The following is a 21,526-nucleotide window of genomic DNA, read 5'->3' as shown; positions in this document are numbered from 1 at the left end:
AATATCATTTTTCCAAGTGATCTTAGTGTAAACGTTTTTCTAAACTTCATCCGCTATCTTTCTGTACTGAATCCCGACAGTAACGCCCAATCAACCAAATGAATCTAGGAATATAGATATTGGAAGAAAAACAGCCCAAAAATACCTATTTATGGTAAACTTACGCAACGAGGAGGAACGTTTATGGAGGAAATTCACCTTGTGACAGCAGCAAACAATAAATACGTGGAGCCTTTGTCAGTGATGTTGTATTCATTACTGATTAACAAAACGAGCAAAATCCCTTTGAAAATTTACATTATTGCTAGTAACTTAACACTTGAAAATAAACATAACATCATAAAGCTAATGCAAAATTTCAATAGCAGTATTGATTTCATATCCATCGGCCATTCTAAGTACAATAAGCTAAAGACCGTAGGCCATTTAACGAAAGAAACCTACTATAGGTTTTCAATCCCTGAGTTATTAGGTGAGCATATTCGCAAAGTTCTCTATTTGGATTGCGATCTAATCATTAAAGATGATATTACAAGATTGTGGAACTACGACGTCAATCACTACACATTAGCTGCAGTGGAAAACCCAGGTTTGACTCACAGGTTCAAAGATCTTTTAATACCTGAAGACTCCAGTTACTTCAATGCAGGAGTTCTATTAATAAACATGGAAAAATGGAAGCAAGAAAACACCACGAACAAACTTTTGAAGTTTATTGAAAAAAACCAATCAAAAATTAAACTATGCAGTCAAGACCCGTTGAATGCTGTTCTCCATAATAAATGGCTAAAATTAGATCCCACATGGAACTATCAAGTTTTCCGGTGTAGTCACCTTGATATTAATCCAAGTATTATTCACTTTACCACGCATAAGAAGCCTTGGAAGGGCTATAAACCTCTCTTTTATGAAGAATATTTCAACTATTTAAAAGAACTAACTTAGAAAAGAAGTATGAATCTCCTACCCTTTCTCACAATGGGTAAGAAGGCTGTCCATTAACCCTAAATTCTACCCGTAAAAATATTTAAAAGGACAAACAGCCAATCCTCTTTGTCCTTTTAAATATTATAAATTTTACAGCGAACGTATATGAGAAAGTTGTTTATATAAACCTTTTTCCAAAGAGTACGCTGGGTTATATTGCAGTTCATTTTGTGCTTTGGTGATATCTGCCCAAGTGTGTTCAGCATCCCCCGGTTGTTTAGAATTGAAAACAATTTTTGCTTTTTTACCTGTGACTCTTTCAATCATTTCGATCAAATCCAACAAGGCAATCTTTGTTCCCCCTCCGACATTATAGACTTCACCTGGTCCCCCCAGTTCCAGCGCTCTCATATTCGCATCGATCACATCACTAATATATGTGAAATCTCTCGTCTGATTTCCTTGCCCGTAGACAGTTATTGGCTTTTCTTCTATTATATTTTTAATAAACCGGTGAATGGCCATGTCAGGCCTTTGCCGTGGGCCGAACACAGTGAAATATCTTAATGATACTACGGGAATACCATAGTTTCGATAATATAATTGACATAAATGTTCTGCAGATAATTTTGTGACGCCATAAGGAGAAAAAGGTGCGGGTATTTTATCCTCTAGTGTAGGCCCGTTCATCGTTCCGTAAATAGAAGAAGAAGAAGCGTAAATCATTTTCTTTACTTCACTATCACGAACAGCTTCAAGTAATTTTTGAGTGGCGTAAATGTTAAGGTTCACATACTCAAAAAACTCATCCCCCCAGCTTTTCCTGACTCCTGGTAATGCCGCTTGGTGAAATACATAATCTTGCTTTTTGATAAGGTCTTTAAGATCGATATCTACTAAATTTTCCTCGATCCATTTAAAATTTTTATCATGTTTGAATCGACTAATATTATGCTGTTTTATCGATTGATCATAGTTATTTGTAAAGCAGTCAACTCCAGTTACGACATATCCTTGTTTTAATAAATGTTCAGTAAGTGTAGAACCAATAAACCCCGCGCATCCTGTAACGAGAGCCCTTCTCTTCTCTCTATGATCCTTTTCAGTAGCAAGAGAACTACTTGGTAAGAGGATAGAAGATTGGTCGCCTAGTATTCCTCGAAAGGTACTATCAGATTTGCCTTTTTTCTCAAGTCTTGTCTCTTCCCCAAATATACTATCCGAAATATCGAAAGGAATATTTTTTATTTTTGAGTCTTTTAATATAATGCTATTTTTAATCGAACATTTTTCTATCGTCGTATTTGAACCTATAGAGACATAAGGACCTAAGACAGCGTCTTTTATTCTACATTCGTCTCCTATTTTTACAGGAGGAATGATTAATGAATTTTGCACGTTCTCATTAAGATCAAGTTCTCCTTCCTCGCTATGCCGCTGAAGCATCCATCGGTTCGCTTCCAACCACCTTTCCACATTTCCTACATCAGAAGTCGGTTGGTCAGTTTTAATATAATTAACATGATAATCATGATCTATCAACCATTGAATTGCATCGGTAATTTCATATTCTCCTCTCGAAGATGGCGCAATAGATTGGATCGCTTTGAATATGTTAGAGTCAAATATATAAGCCCCTATCACAGCTAGATTAGACTTTGGGTTCGCTGGCTTTTCTTCAATATGAATAATCTTATTATTTATTATTTCTGCAATGCCATAATCTTTCGGCTTGTTTACTTCCGTTACTAATACCGTACTATGAACTCCTTCTTTGTTGAACTCTTCCATTAACAGGTTCAAAGGTTCACAGATTAGATTATCTCCTAACAACAAAACGAAGGAATCATTGTTAATAAATGACTCAGCTTGTTGAACCGCGTGAGAAATTCCTTTTTGTTCTTTTTGATAAATATAGGTGATGTTGATATTTTTGTCGTACTTTCGTTTCAACGTTGTTTTAAAGATCTCTTTTTGTTCTTCTTGAATGACTATTCCGATTTCGCTAATCCCTAAATGAACTAAATGGTCTATTCCATAAAGGATCACTGGTTGATTAGCAACAGGTAATAATGGTTTAGGTTTACTAAAAGAAAAAGGCCTTAACCTTTTTCCTTTTCCTGCAGCTAGAATTAAACCTTTCATTTTTTTCTCTCCTTTTATATTAAATGGGGCATATATGAGGAATGTGTCCCGTCAACAGAACCCAATCCCTTCATAATGAAATTGATATTTTTTAATGTCTTCTCCGTTTAGTGTATTTCTCCCATCAAAAATAACAGGGTTAGAAACTACATTGCGTACCTTTAACCAATCAAGGTTTTTATAATGGTTCCAATCTGTACAAATTAATATGACTTCAGCACACTTAGCCGCTTCATAAGCGTCATCGCATTGTACGACCCCCTTGTTTAACCATTGCGACGAAAGCTTCACAATTGGATCGTGGACAACGATCTCGGCTTTTTCTTCAATCAGTTGTTCCAAAATGGAATAGGAGACAGATTCTCGAATATCGTCCGTATTAGGTTTGAATGATAATCCGTATACGACGACTTTTTTCTTTTTTAATGAAGGAATACGTTTTTTAATTTTTCCAATGAAGTAATTCGCTTGGTTTTTGTTTACTTCATCAACTTTTTTCAAAATTTCTAATGGCATCTGATTTTGATCTGCAGTAACCAATAATTCTCTTACATCCTTAGGAAAGCAAGATCCCCCGTAACCTAAGCCAGCTTGTAAAAATTGTGGTCCAATTCGATCATCAAGACCCATTCCCTTGGAAACGTCTTGGATATTCACGTCTATCGTGTCGCACAACTTAGCTATTTCATTTATAAAAGAAATTTTCGTTGCTAAAAAGGAATTGGAAGCATATTTAATCATTTCAGCAGCTTTAGGAGTGGTGTGTAAAAATGGACACGACCAATTTTGATAGAGTTTATTCATTTGACTCGCTGCGTGGACATCGTTACTGCCAATCACAATTCGATCGGGGTTGAGAGCATCGTCTAACGCACTGCCTTCCCTTAAAAACTCTGGATTCATCACAGTTTTAACTAATGGTTTTTTATCCCCATTCTGATTGATCCATTCATGAACCTTTTCTGTCGTACCGATTGGAACAGTACTTTTCACAATAACAACCTTCTCAGAATTCCTATATTTTCTAATTAACTTTGCAGCCTCTTTTACATAAATCAGGTCCGCACTACCGTCATCAAGGGAAGGGGTACCAACAGTAATAAAAATAAGATCGTTCTCCTCTACCGCTTCCTTTGCATTCGTTGTGAAAAAGATCCTTTTATTGAGTTCAGTCGCCAACATTTCTTGCAAACCAGGTTCATAAAAATACACTTCGCCCTTGTTTAATGTATCGATCTTTTCTTTGTTTATATCCAATCCGGTAACGGTATGTCCTTTATTTGCTAATACAAGGCCCATCGTAGTTCCTACATAACCCATACCTATAAATAAAACATTCATTAAAATGATCACCCCACCTTCAATCAATCTGCTTATACTATATGACTCTATTAATGATTGGAAACGGCGGATAACTGTGTTGTTCTAGTTAATATTCATTAGAATGAAGAGTGAATTGAGAAATATTGATTTATATCGATTTATTTGTCCCCTATTAAAAAAGGCGTGTTCCTCCTCAAGAATAGGGGGAACACGCCTTTTTTATTTTCAAGTCATAAGCAAGGGGATATACATAAGAAAAAAGGACCTAACTCGAGAAGATTCGCTCAAGTCAGATCTCTTTAATTTCTACTAGATAAAAGGATAATCCATACAGATAAAAAGTTTTCCACATCGCACCACTCATCGGGCGGGGACAAACATTTTCTAAATCAACACTCTTTACTCATAAATCTATCGATAAAGAAACTGTTTCATGTCTGCTGAAGGGCGAGAGTCTTCCTCTAGTTCTTTCAGGCAATCACTCGCTAATTCTTTTTTATCAGGATCCTCTCTTTTAACCTTTTTCCAGCATTCTTTAGCTACTCCGCTATGTCCGCAGTGCCAAGCAAGGACTGCTTTCTGATGATAAAGTTGTGGCAATTTCGGGAAAGAAGGCCGTTTTAACAGTTTATCGTACCAAGCGAAAGCTGTACGGTATTCTCCTAGAAAGGACAAGCTCCGTGCTAGAAAATAACTGTTCCAATCATTCATTGGTCTTACATCCACTAAATTCTCAATCCATACAGAGGCTTGAGGATCCTTCGTATGATGAAGGAGAACTGTCATTTGACATTGAGCCAAAAAGTTAGGCTCATCTTTTAATAGCAGGTCTCGCAAAATAGCGCCCGCTTCATCAGATTGACCCTGATACATCAAAGCTTCCGCTAAATAAACATACACATTCCAACGTTCAGGATCTTCTGCAATGAGTTTCCTAGCTTCCTGTTCAGCTTCTGGGTAATCCCCGCTGTTCAACAAACTAATGATATGAAAATTGATTTTCTTATCAGTTGTTGCACTATTTAACTCGTCTTCAAAAGAGGCTTCTTGGTCCACCTGATTACTTACCATAGATAGAAGAGACTCTGCATCCTCGGCAAATTCTCCTTCTTCATCCATCTCTAAATATTGTTCTATATATCTTTTAGCTGCTTCTAATTCACCAAGATGAGCCATGTTATTAGCCATAAAGAAATAACATTCACTCATAGATGGGTCCACTTCATCTTTTATTTTATTGAGCCACTCATTCGACGCTTCATAGTTTCCTTCTTCAGACAGCACAATCGCCAACTGACACATAAATACAGGTTCGTCAGGTTCAAGTCGAATGGCTCTTTCGAAGTATGACGTGGCACGATCCACTTGCTTATCTTGATATGCTTCGATTCCTTTTTTATAGAAATAGCCGCCATCCTGCATAAATGGAATGACTTGGCCTTTTTTTTCTGATGTTCTTAAATTTGGCATCAATATATGCCTCCATTTCATTCACTTGATAACAAATAATTGATCTTAGCAGGTCAAAACAGTTTACACATAGAAGCAGTATAACACGCTTGGATTTCGTGAACAATGGATCGTCTAAACAAACAGGGGGTAATTCTCCTAATCATTCCACTTTTAACGGTTATCCATCCTATTTATAGGGTATAGGGAATATACCGAATTATGAATTCTGATGGACGGAGGTCAGAGAGTGGCTATTATCGATATTCTATTTATCATCATCACCATTGTTTGGCTGGGAGAATTCGTGTTTTTCAAAAACCGTCGCGTTAAAGACAAAAAATCCACGGATACATCAACATTTCCTGGAATCTTGCTTTCTGTTCTGGCCGTCATCACAGCGTCCGTCTTTTCAAGGGAACTAGCCTTTCTTACTTTCAATTCCCAATTGCTTTTATGGACAGGCATCATCTTCTACGCTGTCGGTGTCATTCTTCGTTATTGGGGAATGCTGAAATTAGGAAAGCAATTTACTAGAGACGTAAATGTGACGGGAGACGACGAAATTATCGGAACTGGTCCTTTTCGAGTGCTGAGGCATCCCCTTTACACAGGTTTATTAAGTGCCCTAGTAGGAATTAGTTTTTATACAGGAAGCATGATTGGGCTATTTCTTACATTTTTCCTTTTTATGCCTTTCCTACTAAAACGAATACGTCTTGAAGAAGAAATGCTTGTAGCTTCTTTTGGAAAAGATTATGAAAAGTGGGCAGAAACTCGTAATAAGCTCATTCCATTTATTTATTAATCATTCCCCTTATTTTAAATCATTACGTTTGGGGCAGTGATTGTCACAATAAAAGTTTTATAAATGCAAAGTGGAGGTGCAGTGTATGTTAGAGAAAAAGAAAGCTGTTGTCATTGGAGCCGGTTTAGGGGGTCTGTCTGCTGCTATTCGTTTGGCTGGAGACGGCTATGATGTGACTGTGTTGGAAAAGAACGAAAGAATCGGTGGGAAGTTAAATATCAGGTCTGGAAAAGGATATTCTTTTGATACAGGGCCATCCATCTTAACGATGCCTTGGGTCCTTGAACAGTTATTCGAAAGTGTTCATCGAAAATTAGATGACTACGTTCAAATAGAACGGATCGAACCACAATGGCGAACTTTTTTTGAAGATGGCACTTCGATGGATGTCTTGTCTGATATTCCGGATATGCTAGCTGAAATGAAAAAAGTTAAACCTAATCCCGATGCGTCGTTGATGAAGTTTCTCTCCTATTCGCAAGAAATGTATGAAGTATGTATGAAAAGCTTTTATAAATCGAGCATTTCAGGATTAAAAGAATTACGAACTCAGCATAACTTAAAAGAACTTCTGTCGATGGATCCTTTCCATACCGTAGCTGAAGGTACTAAAAAACACTTTAACAACAAGCATTTAGAACAATTATTTAACTTTTTTGTCATGTATGTAGGATCCAACCCCTACCAAGCCCCAGCCATTTTAAATCAGTTAGTTTATGTTCAACTTGGACTTGGTATTTTCTATGTTAAAGGCGGTATGTATAACATCGCTAAAGGGATGCAAGAAGTTCTCGATGAATTGAGAGCGGAGGTCTTAACAGATACCCCAGTCTCCCATGTAGTCATTGAAGAGGGCAAAGCAAAAGGTGTCGTCACTGAAAATGGTGATGTGTATGAGGCGGATGTGGTTGTCTCTAACTTAGAAGCGATCCCAGCTTATAAAGCGCTAGTTCCACAAAACTCAAAAACCAAAAAAGAAGTAAAGCAGTTATCTAAAACGTATGAGCCAACCGTGTCAGGACTTGTTCTTTTGCTTGGTGTAAATAAACAATTCAAGGACTTGAAACATCACAACTTCTTTTTCTCAGAAGATCCTGAACGCGAATTCAAACAAATTTATGATAAAGGAATTCCAGCAGACGATCCGACTGTATATATCGGGGTCTCTTCTAAATCAGATCCAGGCCAGGCTCCCGAAGGAAAAGAAAATTTATTCGTTCTCACTCATGTCCCACCTAAAACTGCCATGAAAAAAGATGGAGATTGGGATGCTTACCGAGACGTCGTGTTGAATAAATTAGAACGTATGGGCATGGAGGGATTGCGTGATTCGATCGAATTCGAATATGTGTTCACACCAGACACAATCGAAGATCTATACGGATCGAACGGTGGTTCTATTTACGGGATTGCAGCTAATAAAAGCACGAACGGTGGCTTTAAAATTCCTGCCCAAAGCTCATTGTATGAGAATCTCTATTTCACAGGAGGCTCTACTCACCCAGGCGGAGGTGTTCCGATGGTTACTTTATCCGGCCAGTTAACCGCGGATTTAATTAAAAAGCATGATGAAGAAGCAGAGTTGCAAGCGAAGAATGGATAAAATAAGGTGAAATTAAGAGGTTGTCCCAAAAGCAATATTTTTGGTGACAATCTCTTTTTATTATATTTGCTTATGAGTCATTTTTTCCTCATGATTCCTCTCGTTTTCGTCCTGATCTGTTGGGTCACGCTGCTTATATTTAAAAGACTTCACAAAAAGAGCTGCCTTTAGGTCGATTGTTTATCGACTTATTAGACAGCCCCTAATAAAGATTTACCCTTTTTTCCCTGCATGGCGATCGGCTAACCGATTTAGCACGTCATCCAATGACAGACTTTGTTCACGTAACAGCACGAGCCAGTGGTAAAGTAAATCTGCACTTTCCCACGTTAATTCTTCTTTGTCACGGTTTTTAGCAGCGATAATCACTTCAGACGCTTCTTCGCCTACTTTTTTCAAGATCTTATCGACCCCTTCTTCAAATAAGTAAGTCGTATAAGCTCCTTCAGGTCGCTCCGCTTCCCGAGTCGCAATAACTTGTTCCAGTTCTTCAATGATCGCGAATCGATTGTCGTTTCTCGCTCCATCAGAAGAAGCACCTTGTTTTGCCCATAATGTATCAGAAAAACAGCTGTAATCCCCTTTATGACAAGCGGGACCTTGTGGATCCACCAATACGACGAGAGCATCCTGATCACAGTCAAAACGGATCTCCGTTACTTTCTGGGTATTGCCTGAGGTAGCTCCTTTATGCCAAAGTTCTTGGCGGGAACGACTGTAGAACCAAGTTTCTTCCGATTCGATCGTTTTCGTTAATGATTCTTCATTCATGTAAGCAAGGGTTAATACTTGCTTTGATTGTTGATCCTGCACGATTGCTGGAATTAATCCTCGCTCGTCGAAGGATAGTTGATTGATATTCATCTGATTTCCAGCCCCTTTTCTTTTAAATACGTTTTCACTTCTGCAACGGAAGTTTCACGATAGTGAAAGATCGATGCAGCGAGGGCAGCATCGGCTTTTCCTTCCGTAAACACCTCATGAAAATGCTCTTGATTACCAGCACCTCCTGAAGCAATCACAGGTACAGAGACCGCTTCACTAATTGTTTTGGTTAAAGATATAGCAAAACCTGCTTTTTCTCCGTCTTCATCCATGCTAGTAAGAAGGATTTCACCTGCTCCTTGTTTGACGATTTCCTTCGCCCATGCCACCACTTCCCAATCCGTTGCCTTTCTTCCACCATGAGTATAAACACGCCAAGAATCAAGGGTATCATCCCATTTCGCGTCAATGGCTACAACAATGCATTGAGATCCGAAGAAATCCGCTCCTTCGCGGATGAGTTGTGGGCGGTTGACAGCTGCCGTGTTTAAAGACACTTTGTCTGCACCGGCGCGCAGGATTCGTTTCATGTCTTCTAACGTATTAATTCCTCCACCAACAGTAAAGGGAATCGCTAACGTCCCCGCCACTTCTTCAACCACATCGACCATGGTTTCCCGACCTTCATGAGAAGCCGAAATATCCAGAAACACTAATTCATCGGCACCTTGTTGATCATAAAACGTTGATAATTCTACTGGATCACCGGCATCACGTAAATTCACAAATTGAACGCCTTTCACAACGCGCCCTTCCTTTACATCGAGACAAGGAACGATCCGTTTAGTCAGCATCAGCTCTGCACCTCCCGTATCGCTTCTTCTAGTCGAATCTTCTCTGTATAAATGGCTTTGCCTATGATCGCTCCTGAAATTCCTGAATCTCTGCGCGTTTCAAGTTCCAACACATCATCCATAGAACTGACCCCACCTGATGCAATCACTTTCTTACCTGTCGCTTCAGCTAAGCTGGCAATTGCCTGGACATTCGGTCCCTGCATCATGCCATCGCGGGAAATATCAGTCATGATAAACGTTTCAGCTCCGTGCTCTGCAAGCTCTTTTCCTAGTTCTTCTGATTTTACTTTGGATGTATTTAACCAGCCATGTGTAGCCACATATCCGTCTCGAGCATCGATGCCAATTGCCACTCGTTCGCCACCATATTGCTTAAGCATATCTTTCACGAATTCAGGATCTGATATCGCGGAACTGCCTAAGATAACTCGATCAACGCCTCCGTCTAAATACGTTTTTACATCTTGGCGTGTTCGGATCCCCCCGCCAATTTGTACGTGAGCTTTTAACTCTTTAGCAGCTCTTAATACTACTTCATGATTGACTGGTTCACCTTTTTTTGCTCCATCTAAATCCACCATGTGGATCCATTTAGCACCTTTTTTTTCAAAGCTCGAAGCCATTTCAAAGGGTGAGTCTCCGTATACCGTCTCCTGGTTATAATCTCCTTGCAAAAGACGAACACATTTCCCTCCGCGAATATCTATAGCTGGGTATATGGTAAATTCACTCATGGTTCGACTCCCCTTCTTGATTTAAATAATTTTTTAAAATACTCATCCCTACAGTGCTGCTCTTCTCCGGATGAAATTGCGTGGCCCATACGGATCCTTGTGCGACAACAGCCGGGACTCGTTCTCCTCCGTAATCAGCGGTTGCTACGAGCACTTCTGGTGTTTTTTCCTTTACAAAATAAGAATGAACAAAGTAAACATGGCCTTCTGGCACATCGTTCAAAACAGGATGAGTCGGTTTCTCAAACACCAGTCGGTTCCACCCCATATGTGGGACTTTATAGTCGCCTTTCTTAAAGCGGCACACCTTACCTGGAAGTAACTCTAAACCCTTTGTTTGTCCATTCTCTTCGCTTTCATCAAATAAAAGTTGCATACCTAGGCAAATTCCTAACAACGGTTTGCCATCTTCTGCCCACTGTTTAATAAATGTATCAAGCCCACGAGAGGCCAATTCTTCCATTCCATCTTTGAATGAGCCCACTCCTGGAAGGATCAGCATCGACGCTTCAGACAGTTCTTCTGGTTTTTCCGATAAAAAGGGCGTATGTCCTAAACGCTCCAGCGCTTTTGTTACGCTATGAAGGTTACCCATTCCGTAGTCAATAATGCCTATCATGACAAGCTTCCTTTCGTAGAAGGAATTCCATCTACTCGAGGATCTACTTGCGTCGCTTCATCAAGGGCCCGACCTAATGCTTTGAAGATCGCTTCTATAATGTGGTGAGCATTCGTTCCGTAATGAACAATCACGTGTAAATTCATACGCGCTTCAAGGGCAAGCTTCCACAGAAATTCTTCTACTAATTCTGTATCGAACGTGCCTACTTTCCCTTGCGGAATCTCTCCCTTTAACTCAAAGTGAGGACGATTGCTTAAGTCGATCACCACTTGAGCCAACGCATCATCCATTGGCACGAGTGCACTTCCGTAGCGGCGAATCCCTCTCTTATCGCCGAGGGCCTCTTTCAGTGCTTCACCTAACACGATTCCCATATCCTCTGTCGTATGGTGATCATCAATCTCCGTATCGCCTTTTCCTGTTAACGTTAAGTCGAATAATCCGTGACGAGTAAATAAATCCAGCATATGCGTCATGAACGGGACGTCCGTTGTTAAATCCGCTTTTCCCTGTCCATCAATATTAAATAGTAAGTCGATATTCGTTTCATTTGTTTTCCTCGTTTTTGCCGCTTGTCGCTTATCCATTGTCAGCCTCCAATCGTTTTTCCACAGCTCGTGCATGAGCTTCTAAATCTTCAAGTCGTGCAAAGGCAGCAATTTTCTTGCCGTTTGCCTCGAGAGCTTGCTTACTGTATGAGATAATGCTGGATTTTTTCGTGAAATCTTCTACATTTAATGGACTGGAAAAACGAGCCGTTCCATTCGTTGGCAACACATGATTCGGGCCTGCGAAATAGTCACCTACCGGTTCTGAACTGTATTCACCTAAAAATATAGCCCCGGCATGGCGGATTTTCGGGAGCACGTCCCAAGGGTGAGCCGCATGAATCTCCAAATGCTCGGCAGCCAATTCGTTTATAGCATCGATTGCTTCTTCAAAGGATTCGGCCAAGTAAATTGCTCCGAAATCGTTTATCGATGCTTCCGCAATCTCTTTTTTTGGTAGAGTTTGCAGCTGCTCTGTCACTTCACGAGAAACAGCCTCCGCTAATGTCCGGTCGTCTGTAACGAGAACGGCCGACGACATAGGGTCGTGTTCCGCTTGAGAAAGCATATCGGCAGCGATATAGCTTGGATTACCCGTTTCATCCGCGAGGACCGCTACTTCACTTGGTCCGGCAATCATATCAATATCCACTGTACCGAAAACGAGTTGCTTCGCTAATGCAACAAAAATATTCCCAGGTCCTACAATCTTATCTACTGGTTTCATCGTCTCGGTTCCATAGGCAAGAGCTCCAATCGCTTGTGCTCCTCCAATCTTGTGAATTTCTTCCACCCCAAGTTCGTGAGCGGTTACGAGGACGATGTCTGACAGCTTCCCATCTTGTTGTGGAGGTGAAGTCATGACAATTCGTTTCACCCCTGCCACTTGTGCAGGGATGACGTTCATGAGAATCGATGAAGGATATGCTGCCCGACCTCCCGGAACATAGACACCGGCCGCATCAAGAGTAGTCACTTTTTGACCGAGAATTGTTCCATCTTCCTTTGTGGTCATCCATGTTTGTTGCACTTGCCGCTGGTGAAAATCTTGTATGTTCTCGATCGCTTCGCGAATAATCGCTAGCATATCCTCTGTTACGCTGGCATAGGCAGCTTCCAGTTCTGCCTCTGTGACGAGCGTATCTTGAAGATCGACGTGATCGAACTGCTTCGTATATTGGCGAACAGCTTCGTCTCCATTTGACCTAACTGACTGTAAAATTTCTGAAACTGCTTGACGTTGATCTGCCGTGCCTTGATCGATTGTTCGCTTTAATGAGAGATCCTTCGTTACAGGTATGATGTTCATTGGTTATTCTCTCCTTTAGCAATCACTTCAGCTAACCGATCCACCATGTCATCAATTTGAGCAGATTTCGTTCGATAGCTTACGGGATTGACGATAAATCTAGAAGTGATCGGCATCATGGTCTCTAATTCTACCAGCCCGTTTTCTCTAAGAGTCTGCCCTGTAGAAACAATATCTACAATTCGATCAGCAAGCCCTATAATTGGTGCTAACTCAATCGATCCGTTCAGTTTAATGATCTCCACTTGCTCCCCTTGCTGACGGAAATATTCACTCGTTAAGTTTGGATACTTCGAGGCAATTTTCGGCGCCACTTCTGATTTTGGGTTATATGACGGCAGTGAAGCTACAGCCATATAGCACGCACTAATTTTCAAATCAAGGACTTCATAAATGTCACGTTTTTCTTCGATCATTACATCTTTTCCTGCAACCCCAACGTCTGCCACACCATGCTCAACATAAGTGGGAACATCCATTGGTTTCGCCAAGATAAATCTCATACCTGCTTCAGGTACTTCAATAATCAGCTTTCTTGACTCTTCAAATTCAGGTGGAAGAGGATAGTCTGCTTTTTTTAATAATTCAACCGCTTCTTCAAAAATTCGGCCTTTAGGCATGGCAACAGTAATTAAATCTTTACTCATTGAGATGCACCTCCATTTCCGTTGGTGCCAACATAATAAATGACATCCTGAAACTGTGCAGAATAAGCATCAACATTTTGTACTCCTGTTAACTCTTGCATGACCACAGACTGGCCCGTACCGCGAAGTTCTTTTGCTTTTTCCATGGCTTCTTTCCGACGGTCATGACTGAAGATCAAGCACGTATCTTTTAACAAGGCATCTTTTTCTTTGCCTATCGCTTCTGTTAATCGGTCTAACCTCAGACCAAATCCGGTAGCCGGTTCATGATGGTCAAATTGATCCAACAGTTGGTCATATCGTCCGCCGCTACCAACGGGATAGCCTAATCCTTCGCTATATGCTTCAAAGACTGTCCCAGTGTAATAACTCATGTGCATCACTAAATTTAAATCAATCATCATTTGATCGGCCAGTTCATAGGTGTCTAATACGGAAATCAACTGTTCTAGCTGATCTAACGCGGCTTGTCCTTCTTTACTTTCCACAAGCTGACGGGCTTTTTCAATGACTTCTGGACCACCTTTTAATCGAAGCAGATCGTAAAGTCGTCTCTTATCAATGGACGATAGAGGGAGTTGTTCTACTTCTTTTCGGAATCCAACATAGTTTTTCTCGTATAAGTAACGACGAAAATGATCGGTTCGAGCATCATTTCCAAGCACTTCTTTAAGTAGAGCATTTACAAAGCCAATGTGACCAATGGCAATTTGATAGGATTGAACTCCTGATCTTTCAAGAGAAGCCATCATTAAAGAGATCACTTCAGCATCAGCACTATTCGACTGATCTCCAATCAATTCTACCCCCACTTGTTCAAATTCAGCCGGCCTTCCTCCTTCACGCTGTTGTGCTCTGAACACAGGCGCATCATATGTTAACCTCAAAGGTCGGTCTTCTTTATTTAACGTAGAGGCAGCAATTCTTGCAATAGGTGCCGTCATGTCCGGTCTAAGTACGAGCGTATTGCCTTGCTGGTCTAACAATTTAAATAACTGCTGGTCAAGAATAGCCGAGGCTGTACCTACCGTTTCATAAAATTCTAACGTCGGTGTTTCAATCGGTTCATAGCCCCATTGAGATACTTCTGTTGAGATCGCTTGTTTCACTTGTCTTTTCAATTGATATAACTCTGGCAATGTGTCTCTCATACCGAGCGGTTTTTCAAACATAAATAATTTTGTCATGACATGAACCCCTTTCCTTTTCTCTCTATTTCTTTCCCTGATCCTTATAAGATCAGTCAGTTTCTTCTTAATTTTAGCTACTGCTTGGTAAAGGTCGTCGTTCTACGTCCTTAGATGAGAACGATGGCCACAGTTTAATTGAGTCATTTTATATTGCGCCGTTAAGGCTACTATCGCCTTTGCTTTAGTCCGCTAATATGATAGAGCAATAAAGATCTTAAGTAGTAGTCTACAAGGGAATGTATAGAGAGTCAACTATAAATATCTATAAAGACAGCTCTTTCAATGGATATGAATAAAACGCTAGCCATGGCTAACGTTTTATTAGAAATCTTGTCATCATTTGATTTTCTGACACTTCTCAAGTCTTATTTTCTTGATCCATTTGCTCTTTTGTGCGAATGAGTTGCATCGGATTTCCTCCAACGAACGAACCTTCAGGAACATCTTTATGTACTAGCGTTCCAGCCGATACAATTGCCCCATTTCCGATGGTTACGCCAGGAAGGATCGTCGTATTTGCGCCGACCATCACCTCGTCACCGATGTGAACCTCCCCGAGGCGATATTCTTTGATCAAATATTCATGAGCTAAAATCGTTGTGTTATATCCAATGACGGAGTTTTTACCGATGGATATTTTTTCAGGAAACATGACATCCATCATGACCATTAGTGCGACCGCCGCTTCATCGCCTACTTTCATTCGTAAAAAAGTCCGGTATAACCAATTTTTCATCCCTAAAAAAGGGGTGTAGCGAGCAAGCTGAATGACGACAAAATTCTTCACCACTTTGAAAAAAGGGACCGTCTTATATACTTGCCACAAGGAATTCGCTTCTTCAACCGGGTAACGATCTGTGTTTCGCCCCATTCGACGCACCTGCCTCTAGCTGAAAGATTTGTGATCTATGTTGTGCTTTACACCTAAATAATCCAATAAATCTGTCATATTCTCCAACATCACATCCGGCTCATAAGAAGCAAGGTGCTCTCTGCCTTTAATGCTCCAAGAAACTCCAGCCGTTTTCGTCCCAGCGTTTTTCCCGCCAAGAATATCGTGCTCACTATCACCGACCATGACGGCTCGATCTGCTGACGACCCAAGTTTTTCTAATGCCTTATCAAGTGGCTGAGGGTCAGGCTTGTACTTGGTCACTTCATCCAAGGAAATCACAACAGTGAAGAAATGATCTAGTCCCATCAATTCCAAACCTTTCACAGCTGTTTCTCTTCTCTTTGTCGTCACTATCGCCATGTGATAACCTTCTTCGGCCAATATTTCCAACGTTTCTCTCACACCATCGTATTTTGTAACCAACTCATCATGTTGTGCATGATTAAATGTCCGATACGTTGTCGTCATGTCTTCTACTTTTGCAGGATCAAGTTTTTCAAATGTTTCTGACAACGGCGGTCCAATAAAAGAGACCACATCTTCCTTTTTATATTCCCCAGGATAATACGTTTCCATCGTGTGTAAAAACGACGCCACTATCAAATCAATCGTGTTAATTAACGTTCCATCTAAATCAAACAAAATTGTATCTATTTTTTTCGTCATGTATTTAAACCTCCGTTAGTGCTTTTCTTATGAAATTAAGATCGTTGGGAATAAGAAGCTTCGTGCGTTTCCTCTGCTTCGTAATCTTGGTTCTGTTTTTTCTCTAGCCGGTTCCAAACAATGGCCACGGCAATCGTCAGTAAAATCGCTACTCCTAATCGAACAAGCAACAAGGGCCACAAAGGAATGCCTAATGGGGCAAATATGAGCGTATCTTCGACGACAGCATGACACGCTACTAGGAAAATGAATACTAAATAAAGGTCTTTCTTACTAACCCCATCTTCTTTAACTGCTTGAATCATTACGCCCGCTCCATATGCCAGACCAAAGGTTAACCCTGCCGCCAGAGTCGTTGATGTGTTAGGGTGTATCCCTAACATTCTCGTGAATGGAGTCATCCATCGGGAGAAAATGGGCAGCCACTTTAAATCTTTCATGACCTGAATAAAGATCATAATCGGAATCACAATCGCCGCTAACTGGAGAATACCAATTACAGCGCTCTCCACTCCATAGAGAGCGATGGCACCATACCCTTCAATATTCTCCGTTCCCCCTGAAGGAACAAAGCCATAGCTAGCTTTCTCGGTACCACCTTGCCAGACCAAATTTATGACCCAAGCAGAAATAAGAGCCAAACCGATCCTTACGAGAAGGACGATCGAGATACTTAATCCTACTTGTTTAGCTACTGCTGACTCTACAAATAAATTATGGGAAAAAGAAAGCATAACAGCTAGAATGAATACCTCTTTAACCGTTAAATCCATGGTCAGCATGGCCCCGATCGCCGCGTATAAGTTTAATACATTGCCCAAGACTAGCGGGATAGCAGATTCTCCGCTTAATCCGATGAACCCCATTAAAGGTGATAACACTCTCGTCAGCCACTCCATGACCACGGTCTGGCTAAGCATCGTGACAATCAATGTTATCGGGAAAATAATTCTTCCTAGTTTCCACGTTGTTAGGAGACCGGTTTTCAAACCTTGTTTTAACGTATTCATTGTCCAGTCTCCTTCCTAGCTATTTTTTCTTTTTATTTCCATGTGATTTCTTTTTTCCTGATTTTTTCGGTGGTGTATCGTCGTCAAGGTACCGCTTGTTCGCTAATCCTTTTTTCCGTCGGTATACAATCAAGATAATCCCGCCAATAACGGTGATAATCGAAACTACTTGTGCTGTTTTTAGCACGCCAAAAATTAATAAGTAATCTGTTCGAATTCCTTCTATAAAGAACCTGCCTACAGAATACCAAATCGCGTACGTAATAAACAATTCGCCGCGACGAAGGTTGACACGTCGCAAGTATAATAGTAATGCGACTCCAAGAAGATTCCAAATCGATTCGTAGAGAAAAGTTGGCTGATGATACGCCCCGTTAATATACATTTGATCAATAATAAAATTGGGTAACATCATGTTTTCCAAAAAGCTCCGTGATACCTCGCCACCGTAAACTTCCTGATTCATGAAGTTCCCCCAGCGGCCAATCGCCTGACCTAATAAAATACTAGGTGCGGCTACGTCAGCAATCTTCCAAAAAGAAAAGCCTTTAATTTTCGCAAAAATAAGCCCCGTTACCACTGCACCAATCAGTCCGCCATGAATTGCTAAACCACCTTCCCAAATGGCAAAGATACGTGACGGATCACCAGCAAAGTCCTCCCAACGGAAGATTACATAGTATAACCTTGCTCCGATAATTGCTGCCGGTAAAGCAAACATGAGTAGATCAGCTAGCATATCTTCAGGGAATCCTCGTTTTTTCGCTTCGTGATTCGCAAGCAAGTAGCCTAAGAAAGCCCCTAACCCAATTAAAATTCCATACCAGTAAACCGATATGGGACCAATCTCAAACGCAATGGGGTTCAATGGTTCAATCGTTCCTATAATCATATGTACACCTCGTTTTGTCTTTAGTTGCGCTGCTCTAAAGCATTACTCCTTCATCACTTAGAACCTCACACCTTTAATTTTTCAAAATTTGTTGAATAAATAGAAGGGACAGCAAGTAGCTATCCCTTCATAATGTATCATAATTATGAAGATTTAATGAAAAGTTTGCCTACTTTCACAAGATGTTAAAAGTCGTCTCTGTCTCCATCTTCAATCACAGTATTTAATCGTTCTGAGAATTGTTCAGCAGCATTGATTCCCATTCGCTTTAGCCGGAAGTTCATTGCTGCCACTTCTATAATTACTGCTAAGTTACGTCCTGGACGAACCGGCAAGGTGATTTTAGGTAAATCTGTATCAAAAATTTTGATCGTCTCTTCATCTAAGCCAAGACGGTCGTACTGCTTTTTTTGGTCCCAAGTCTCTAAGTCAATTGAAAGGCCGATCCGTTTGTAGTTACGAACAGCCCCTGCTCCAAATAAGGTCATCACATTAATAATCCCTAATCCGCGGATTTCAAGTAGATGTTTAATTAATTCAGGTGCTCTCCCCACAAGAATGCCGTCGTGTTCTTGACGGATCTCAACCGAATCATCTGCAACTAACCGGTGACCACGTCGAACAAGGTCAAGGGCCGTTTCACTTTTACCGACGCCGCTTGAACCAGTAATCATGACACCGATTCCGTAAATGTCGATAAGCACACCGTGAATCGCTGTCATTGGAGCAAGACGGCTTTCTAAAAAGGTCGTCAACTGACTACTCAGTCTTGTCGTTGTCATTTGAGCGGAAAGAATCGGTACGCCAGTTTTGTTAGCCGCTTCAATCAAATTTTCAGGTGCTTCCATTCCTCTTGAAAGAATGATCGCTGGGGTATCGTATGTACATAGTCTTACCATCCGGTCATGTTTTTCATCTTCTGTTAGTTCTTCGTAGAAAGACATTTCTGTTTTCCCCAACAATTGAATTCTTTTTGCTGGATAATAAGTAAAGTACCCTGCCATTTCCATTCCTGGGCGGGAAATATCACTTGTGGGAATCGGTCGAAACGTTACAGATTCTTCATCATTTATGAGTTGAAGACTAAACTCCTCCATTAAATCTTTCGCTGTTACTTCTGACATTAATTTTGACCTCCTTTGGATGTCTTTGCATCCTAATCGTACCTATAAACCATTAGCTTTATTTTAGCATATTCCATCAGTATTCGTTATTTTTTTGTGAAAATACGGTGTCTAGGCAAACGAAAAAACTCTGAAAACCATCCTCGGACAGTTTTCAGAGTCAGCAAATTCTTGTCGCTTATTAAACATAGGTGTTGAACCGTCTCCTATCGCTTTGTAATAGGGTCAACGATGAACGAGTGGATCAGTGCACTTAAGATAGCAAAGATAATCGCAGCGAGAATCGCTAAACCAAACCCGTCGATGACGAAACTACTTCCCATAATCGCTGCAGTGAGAAGTAATGTGACGGCATTAATGACGAACATAAACAATCCTAATGTAATCACAGTCACCGGAAGAGTAAGTACGACGAGAATCGGCTTTACAATCAAGTTCACAATTGACAAAATAAAGCTGGCCAATAAAGCCGTTCCAAATCCCGCGATTTCAAACCCTTGAAAGAAGCTTGCAATGATCAGCAGTACGACTGCATGAACAATTAGTTGTATGAGCCAGCCCATTATCTTTGCACTTCCGCTTCACTAGGAATCACAAATATTCCAATAATATATGCGAGGATAATTGCTGCGTTAAATGGGATAATCAGAATCAGCATCACGATTCTAACTATTGTGGGGTCAATGTTGAAATACCTGCCTAATCCCCCACATACACCTGCTAATTTTCTGTCACCTGTTGTTCGATATAATTTGTTCATCCTATCCACTCTCCTTTACAACATCATGTGCTAGTTTTTACTGCGATTGTTCCTGTTGTCGCTTCTGCTTCTAAATAAAAATGAGCTTCTTCTTGTTTGTTCGCTAAAAATGACATTTTCTTGCTTGCGAAATCTTTTTTCTCATCGATGATCGTCAATTTTGGTAAATCGCACTGAATTCCTCCAACCGTTGTTTTCAATTCACCTTCCGTTTTCACGTTATCTGGAACACGCACATTTACGCTGCCTGTAGTGGTTTTCATATAGGCGCGAGCATTCGCTTGCTTTACTAATGTGTAGTGAATCGTTCCATTTAACGTTTCCACATCTAAATCACCTTTAGATGATTGAACAGATACGGTCCCGTTCACTGTCTTCACATCTGTCTGAGTAGACGCGAGATGCGAAACGGAAATCGTGCCATTGACCGTTTCAAGCTGAACATGATCTGCACTGATAGTTTGGAAATCAACGCGACCATTGACGGTTTTTGCTTCCATCGTCTTTACGGTCACATTTTCCCCAGTTACTTTCCCGTTAAACGCGTACAACTTAATTTTCTCTAAATATTGTTTCGGTACGTAAACGACAGTATTTACTTTCATAGACTTTTTCTTGGCTTCCATCCGTACTTTTTCGTTAGAACAAGAGAAGTGTACGTCATCTAAAAATACCCGTCTAGCTTCATCTGTATCTCGAACTTTGTAAACCTTCACCTGGCATTTAATCCGAATATCGTCTTCGTCCCACGGAAGAAACGTGACGCTGCCATTTTCCACGTGAATATCCACATCTTTCACAACGGCGCCTTTATGTTGGAAAATGTGCTCCACTTCCACGGAAGAACCGAAATTGAAATCCAAATCAAACTCTTTAATTTTATGGACAGCCTCTTCGACAAACTCAGAAAATCTTGAAGCGAATGTGGTCATTTTCTCTTCCGCTCGCCGGTACCCTCCGCCATCCCAATTGACGTTCCGAGAAAGATAGTGATCTGTTTCTTTACGCTTGGTCTGCTCCTGATCGTCGAATGATTCATTCCCATGAGGTCCTCTTTTCTCTTGATTCGGTTTCTTGTTCGAGGGTTCGTCTTTGTCATCTCTCAACGCATTCAAAAGTTGCAAGCCCTCTTCTGCTGAAATTTTTCCATCCTCGATCATCTTCAGAATCATTTTTCTCTCTTCATGCATCTTGCATTCCTCCTTTTAATTACTATAGGTTACGATTAAACAGCCCGGTTGGTTGCATCACA

Annotated in this window: 22 protein-coding genes; 3 read left to right on the top strand and 19 right to left on the bottom strand. The window is 40.7% G+C overall.

Annotated features, from left to right (window positions below):
• The first annotated feature begins 183 nt into the window (after window positions 1–183).
• Entirely contained in the window at window positions 184–945 is a 762-nt protein-coding gene (locus CR194_RS14555) for a glycosyltransferase family 8 protein (protein ID WP_110610403.1), read from the top strand.
• Between the two features lie 132 nt (window positions 946–1,077).
• On the opposite strand, the gene CR194_RS14550 is transcribed toward CR194_RS14555, so the two are convergent.
• The 3 genes from CR194_RS14550 to CR194_RS14540 form a co-directional block, all read right to left on the bottom strand.
• Window positions 1,078–3,072, bottom strand: a complete 1,995-nt coding sequence (locus CR194_RS14550; protein ID WP_110610402.1) for a glucose-1-phosphate thymidylyltransferase — start codon at window positions 3,070–3,072, stop codon at window positions 1,078–1,080.
• A gap of 51 nt (window positions 3,073–3,123) precedes the next feature.
• Complete coding sequence (locus CR194_RS14545; RefSeq protein ID WP_110610401.1) at window positions 3,124–4,413, bottom strand: UDP-glucose dehydrogenase family protein; 1,290 nt, start codon at window positions 4,411–4,413, stop codon at window positions 3,124–3,126.
• A 393-nt stretch (window positions 4,414–4,806) separates the two neighbouring features.
• Window positions 4,807–5,865 (bottom strand): tetratricopeptide repeat protein, encoded by a 1,059-nt coding sequence (locus CR194_RS14540; RefSeq protein WP_158282284.1) that lies wholly within the window; start codon window positions 5,863–5,865, stop codon window positions 4,807–4,809.
• A 229-nt stretch (window positions 5,866–6,094) separates the two neighbouring features.
• Between CR194_RS14540 and CR194_RS14535 the strand changes: the two genes are divergently transcribed.
• Together CR194_RS14535 and CR194_RS14530 are read left to right on the top strand one after the other, a co-directional pair.
• Complete coding sequence (locus CR194_RS14535; protein WP_158282283.1) at window positions 6,095–6,652, top strand: methyltransferase family protein; 558 nt, start codon at window positions 6,095–6,097, stop codon at window positions 6,650–6,652.
• An 85-nt stretch (window positions 6,653–6,737) separates the two neighbouring features.
• Window positions 6,738–8,255, top strand: a complete 1,518-nt coding sequence (locus tag CR194_RS14530; protein WP_110610398.1) for a phytoene desaturase family protein — start codon at window positions 6,738–6,740, stop codon at window positions 8,253–8,255.
• 213 nt (window positions 8,256–8,468) lie between these two features.
• On the opposite strand, the gene hisIE is transcribed toward CR194_RS14530, so the two are convergent.
• The 16 genes from hisIE to CR194_RS14450 all read right to left on the bottom strand — a co-directional run bounded on the left by hisIE (window position 8,469) and on the right by CR194_RS14450 (window position 21,464).
• Complete coding sequence (gene hisIE / locus CR194_RS14525) at window positions 8,469–9,119, bottom strand: bifunctional phosphoribosyl-AMP cyclohydrolase/phosphoribosyl-ATP diphosphatase HisIE (protein WP_110610397.1); 651 nt, start codon at window positions 9,117–9,119, stop codon at window positions 8,469–8,471.
• Complete coding sequence (gene hisF / locus CR194_RS14520; RefSeq protein WP_110610396.1) at window positions 9,116–9,874, bottom strand: imidazole glycerol phosphate synthase subunit HisF; 759 nt, start codon at window positions 9,872–9,874, stop codon at window positions 9,116–9,118. Before hisF ends, hisIE begins: the two co-directional genes overlap by 4 nt.
• Window positions 9,874–10,611, bottom strand: coding sequence for a 1-(5-phosphoribosyl)-5-[(5-phosphoribosylamino)methylideneamino]imidazole-4-carboxamide isomerase (gene hisA / locus CR194_RS14515; protein WP_110610395.1), 738 nt, complete (start codon window positions 10,609–10,611; stop codon window positions 9,874–9,876). Before hisA ends, hisF begins: the two co-directional genes overlap by 1 nt.
• Complete coding sequence (hisH, locus tag CR194_RS14510) at window positions 10,604–11,230, bottom strand: imidazole glycerol phosphate synthase subunit HisH (protein ID WP_110610394.1); 627 nt, start codon at window positions 11,228–11,230, stop codon at window positions 10,604–10,606. The genes hisA and hisH overlap by 8 nt, the downstream gene beginning before the upstream one ends.
• Window positions 11,227–11,820, bottom strand: a complete 594-nt coding sequence (hisB, locus tag CR194_RS14505; protein ID WP_110610393.1) for an imidazoleglycerol-phosphate dehydratase HisB — start codon at window positions 11,818–11,820, stop codon at window positions 11,227–11,229. Before hisB ends, hisH begins: the two co-directional genes overlap by 4 nt.
• Complete coding sequence (hisD, locus tag CR194_RS14500; protein ID WP_110610392.1) at window positions 11,813–13,090, bottom strand: histidinol dehydrogenase; 1,278 nt, start codon at window positions 13,088–13,090, stop codon at window positions 11,813–11,815. Before hisD ends, hisB begins: the two co-directional genes overlap by 8 nt.
• A complete protein-coding gene (gene hisG, locus CR194_RS14495) occupies window positions 13,087–13,737 on the bottom strand; it encodes an ATP phosphoribosyltransferase (RefSeq protein WP_110610391.1) in 651 nt (216 codons plus the stop codon). Before hisG ends, hisD begins: the two co-directional genes overlap by 4 nt.
• Window positions 13,734–14,924 carry an ATP phosphoribosyltransferase regulatory subunit gene (locus tag CR194_RS14490; RefSeq protein ID WP_199228180.1) on the bottom strand — a complete coding sequence of 397 codons (1,191 nt, stop codon included), beginning with the start codon at window positions 14,922–14,924 and terminating at the stop codon, window positions 13,734–13,736. The genes hisG and CR194_RS14490 overlap by 4 nt, the downstream gene beginning before the upstream one ends.
• A gap of 361 nt (window positions 14,925–15,285) precedes the next feature.
• On the bottom strand, window positions 15,286–15,798 hold the full coding sequence (locus tag CR194_RS14485; RefSeq protein WP_110610390.1) for an acyltransferase: 513 nt from the start codon (window positions 15,796–15,798) through the stop codon (window positions 15,286–15,288).
• Window positions 15,799–15,813: 15 nt separating this feature from the next.
• Complete coding sequence (gene ppaX, locus CR194_RS14480) at window positions 15,814–16,488, bottom strand: pyrophosphatase PpaX (RefSeq protein ID WP_110610389.1); 675 nt, start codon at window positions 16,486–16,488, stop codon at window positions 15,814–15,816.
• A gap of 35 nt (window positions 16,489–16,523) precedes the next feature.
• Window positions 16,524–17,498 carry a nucleoside recognition domain-containing protein gene (locus CR194_RS14475; protein ID WP_110610388.1) on the bottom strand — a complete coding sequence of 325 codons (975 nt, stop codon included), beginning with the start codon at window positions 17,496–17,498 and terminating at the stop codon, window positions 16,524–16,526.
• A 19-nt stretch (window positions 17,499–17,517) separates the two neighbouring features.
• Window positions 17,518–18,390 (bottom strand): prolipoprotein diacylglyceryl transferase, encoded by an 873-nt coding sequence (lgt, locus tag CR194_RS14470; RefSeq protein ID WP_146035962.1) that lies wholly within the window; start codon window positions 18,388–18,390, stop codon window positions 17,518–17,520.
• 185 nt (window positions 18,391–18,575) lie between these two features.
• Window positions 18,576–19,514, bottom strand: coding sequence for an HPr(Ser) kinase/phosphatase (gene hprK, locus CR194_RS14465; RefSeq protein WP_110610387.1), 939 nt, complete (start codon window positions 19,512–19,514; stop codon window positions 18,576–18,578).
• 206 nt (window positions 19,515–19,720) lie between these two features.
• Window positions 19,721–20,077 (bottom strand): phage holin family protein, encoded by a 357-nt coding sequence (locus tag CR194_RS14460; RefSeq protein ID WP_110610386.1) that lies wholly within the window; start codon window positions 20,075–20,077, stop codon window positions 19,721–19,723.
• Window positions 20,077–20,274 (bottom strand): PspC domain-containing protein, encoded by a 198-nt coding sequence (locus CR194_RS14455; RefSeq protein ID WP_110610385.1) that lies wholly within the window; start codon window positions 20,272–20,274, stop codon window positions 20,077–20,079. The genes CR194_RS14460 and CR194_RS14455 overlap by 1 nt, the downstream gene beginning before the upstream one ends.
• A gap of 23 nt (window positions 20,275–20,297) precedes the next feature.
• Window positions 20,298–21,464: a DUF4097 family beta strand repeat-containing protein gene (locus CR194_RS14450; RefSeq protein WP_110610384.1), complete on the bottom strand. Its 1,167-nt coding sequence runs from the start codon at window positions 21,462–21,464 to the stop codon at window positions 20,298–20,300.
• Window positions 21,465–21,526 lie beyond the last annotated feature (62 nt).

Origin of the sequence: Salipaludibacillus keqinensis (assembly GCF_003226325.1) — a bacterium.
Taxonomy (GTDB): Bacteria; Bacillota; Bacilli; order Bacillales; family Salisediminibacteriaceae; genus Salipaludibacillus; species Salipaludibacillus keqinensis.
This window is presented reverse-complemented; position numbering and strand designations above follow the sequence as displayed.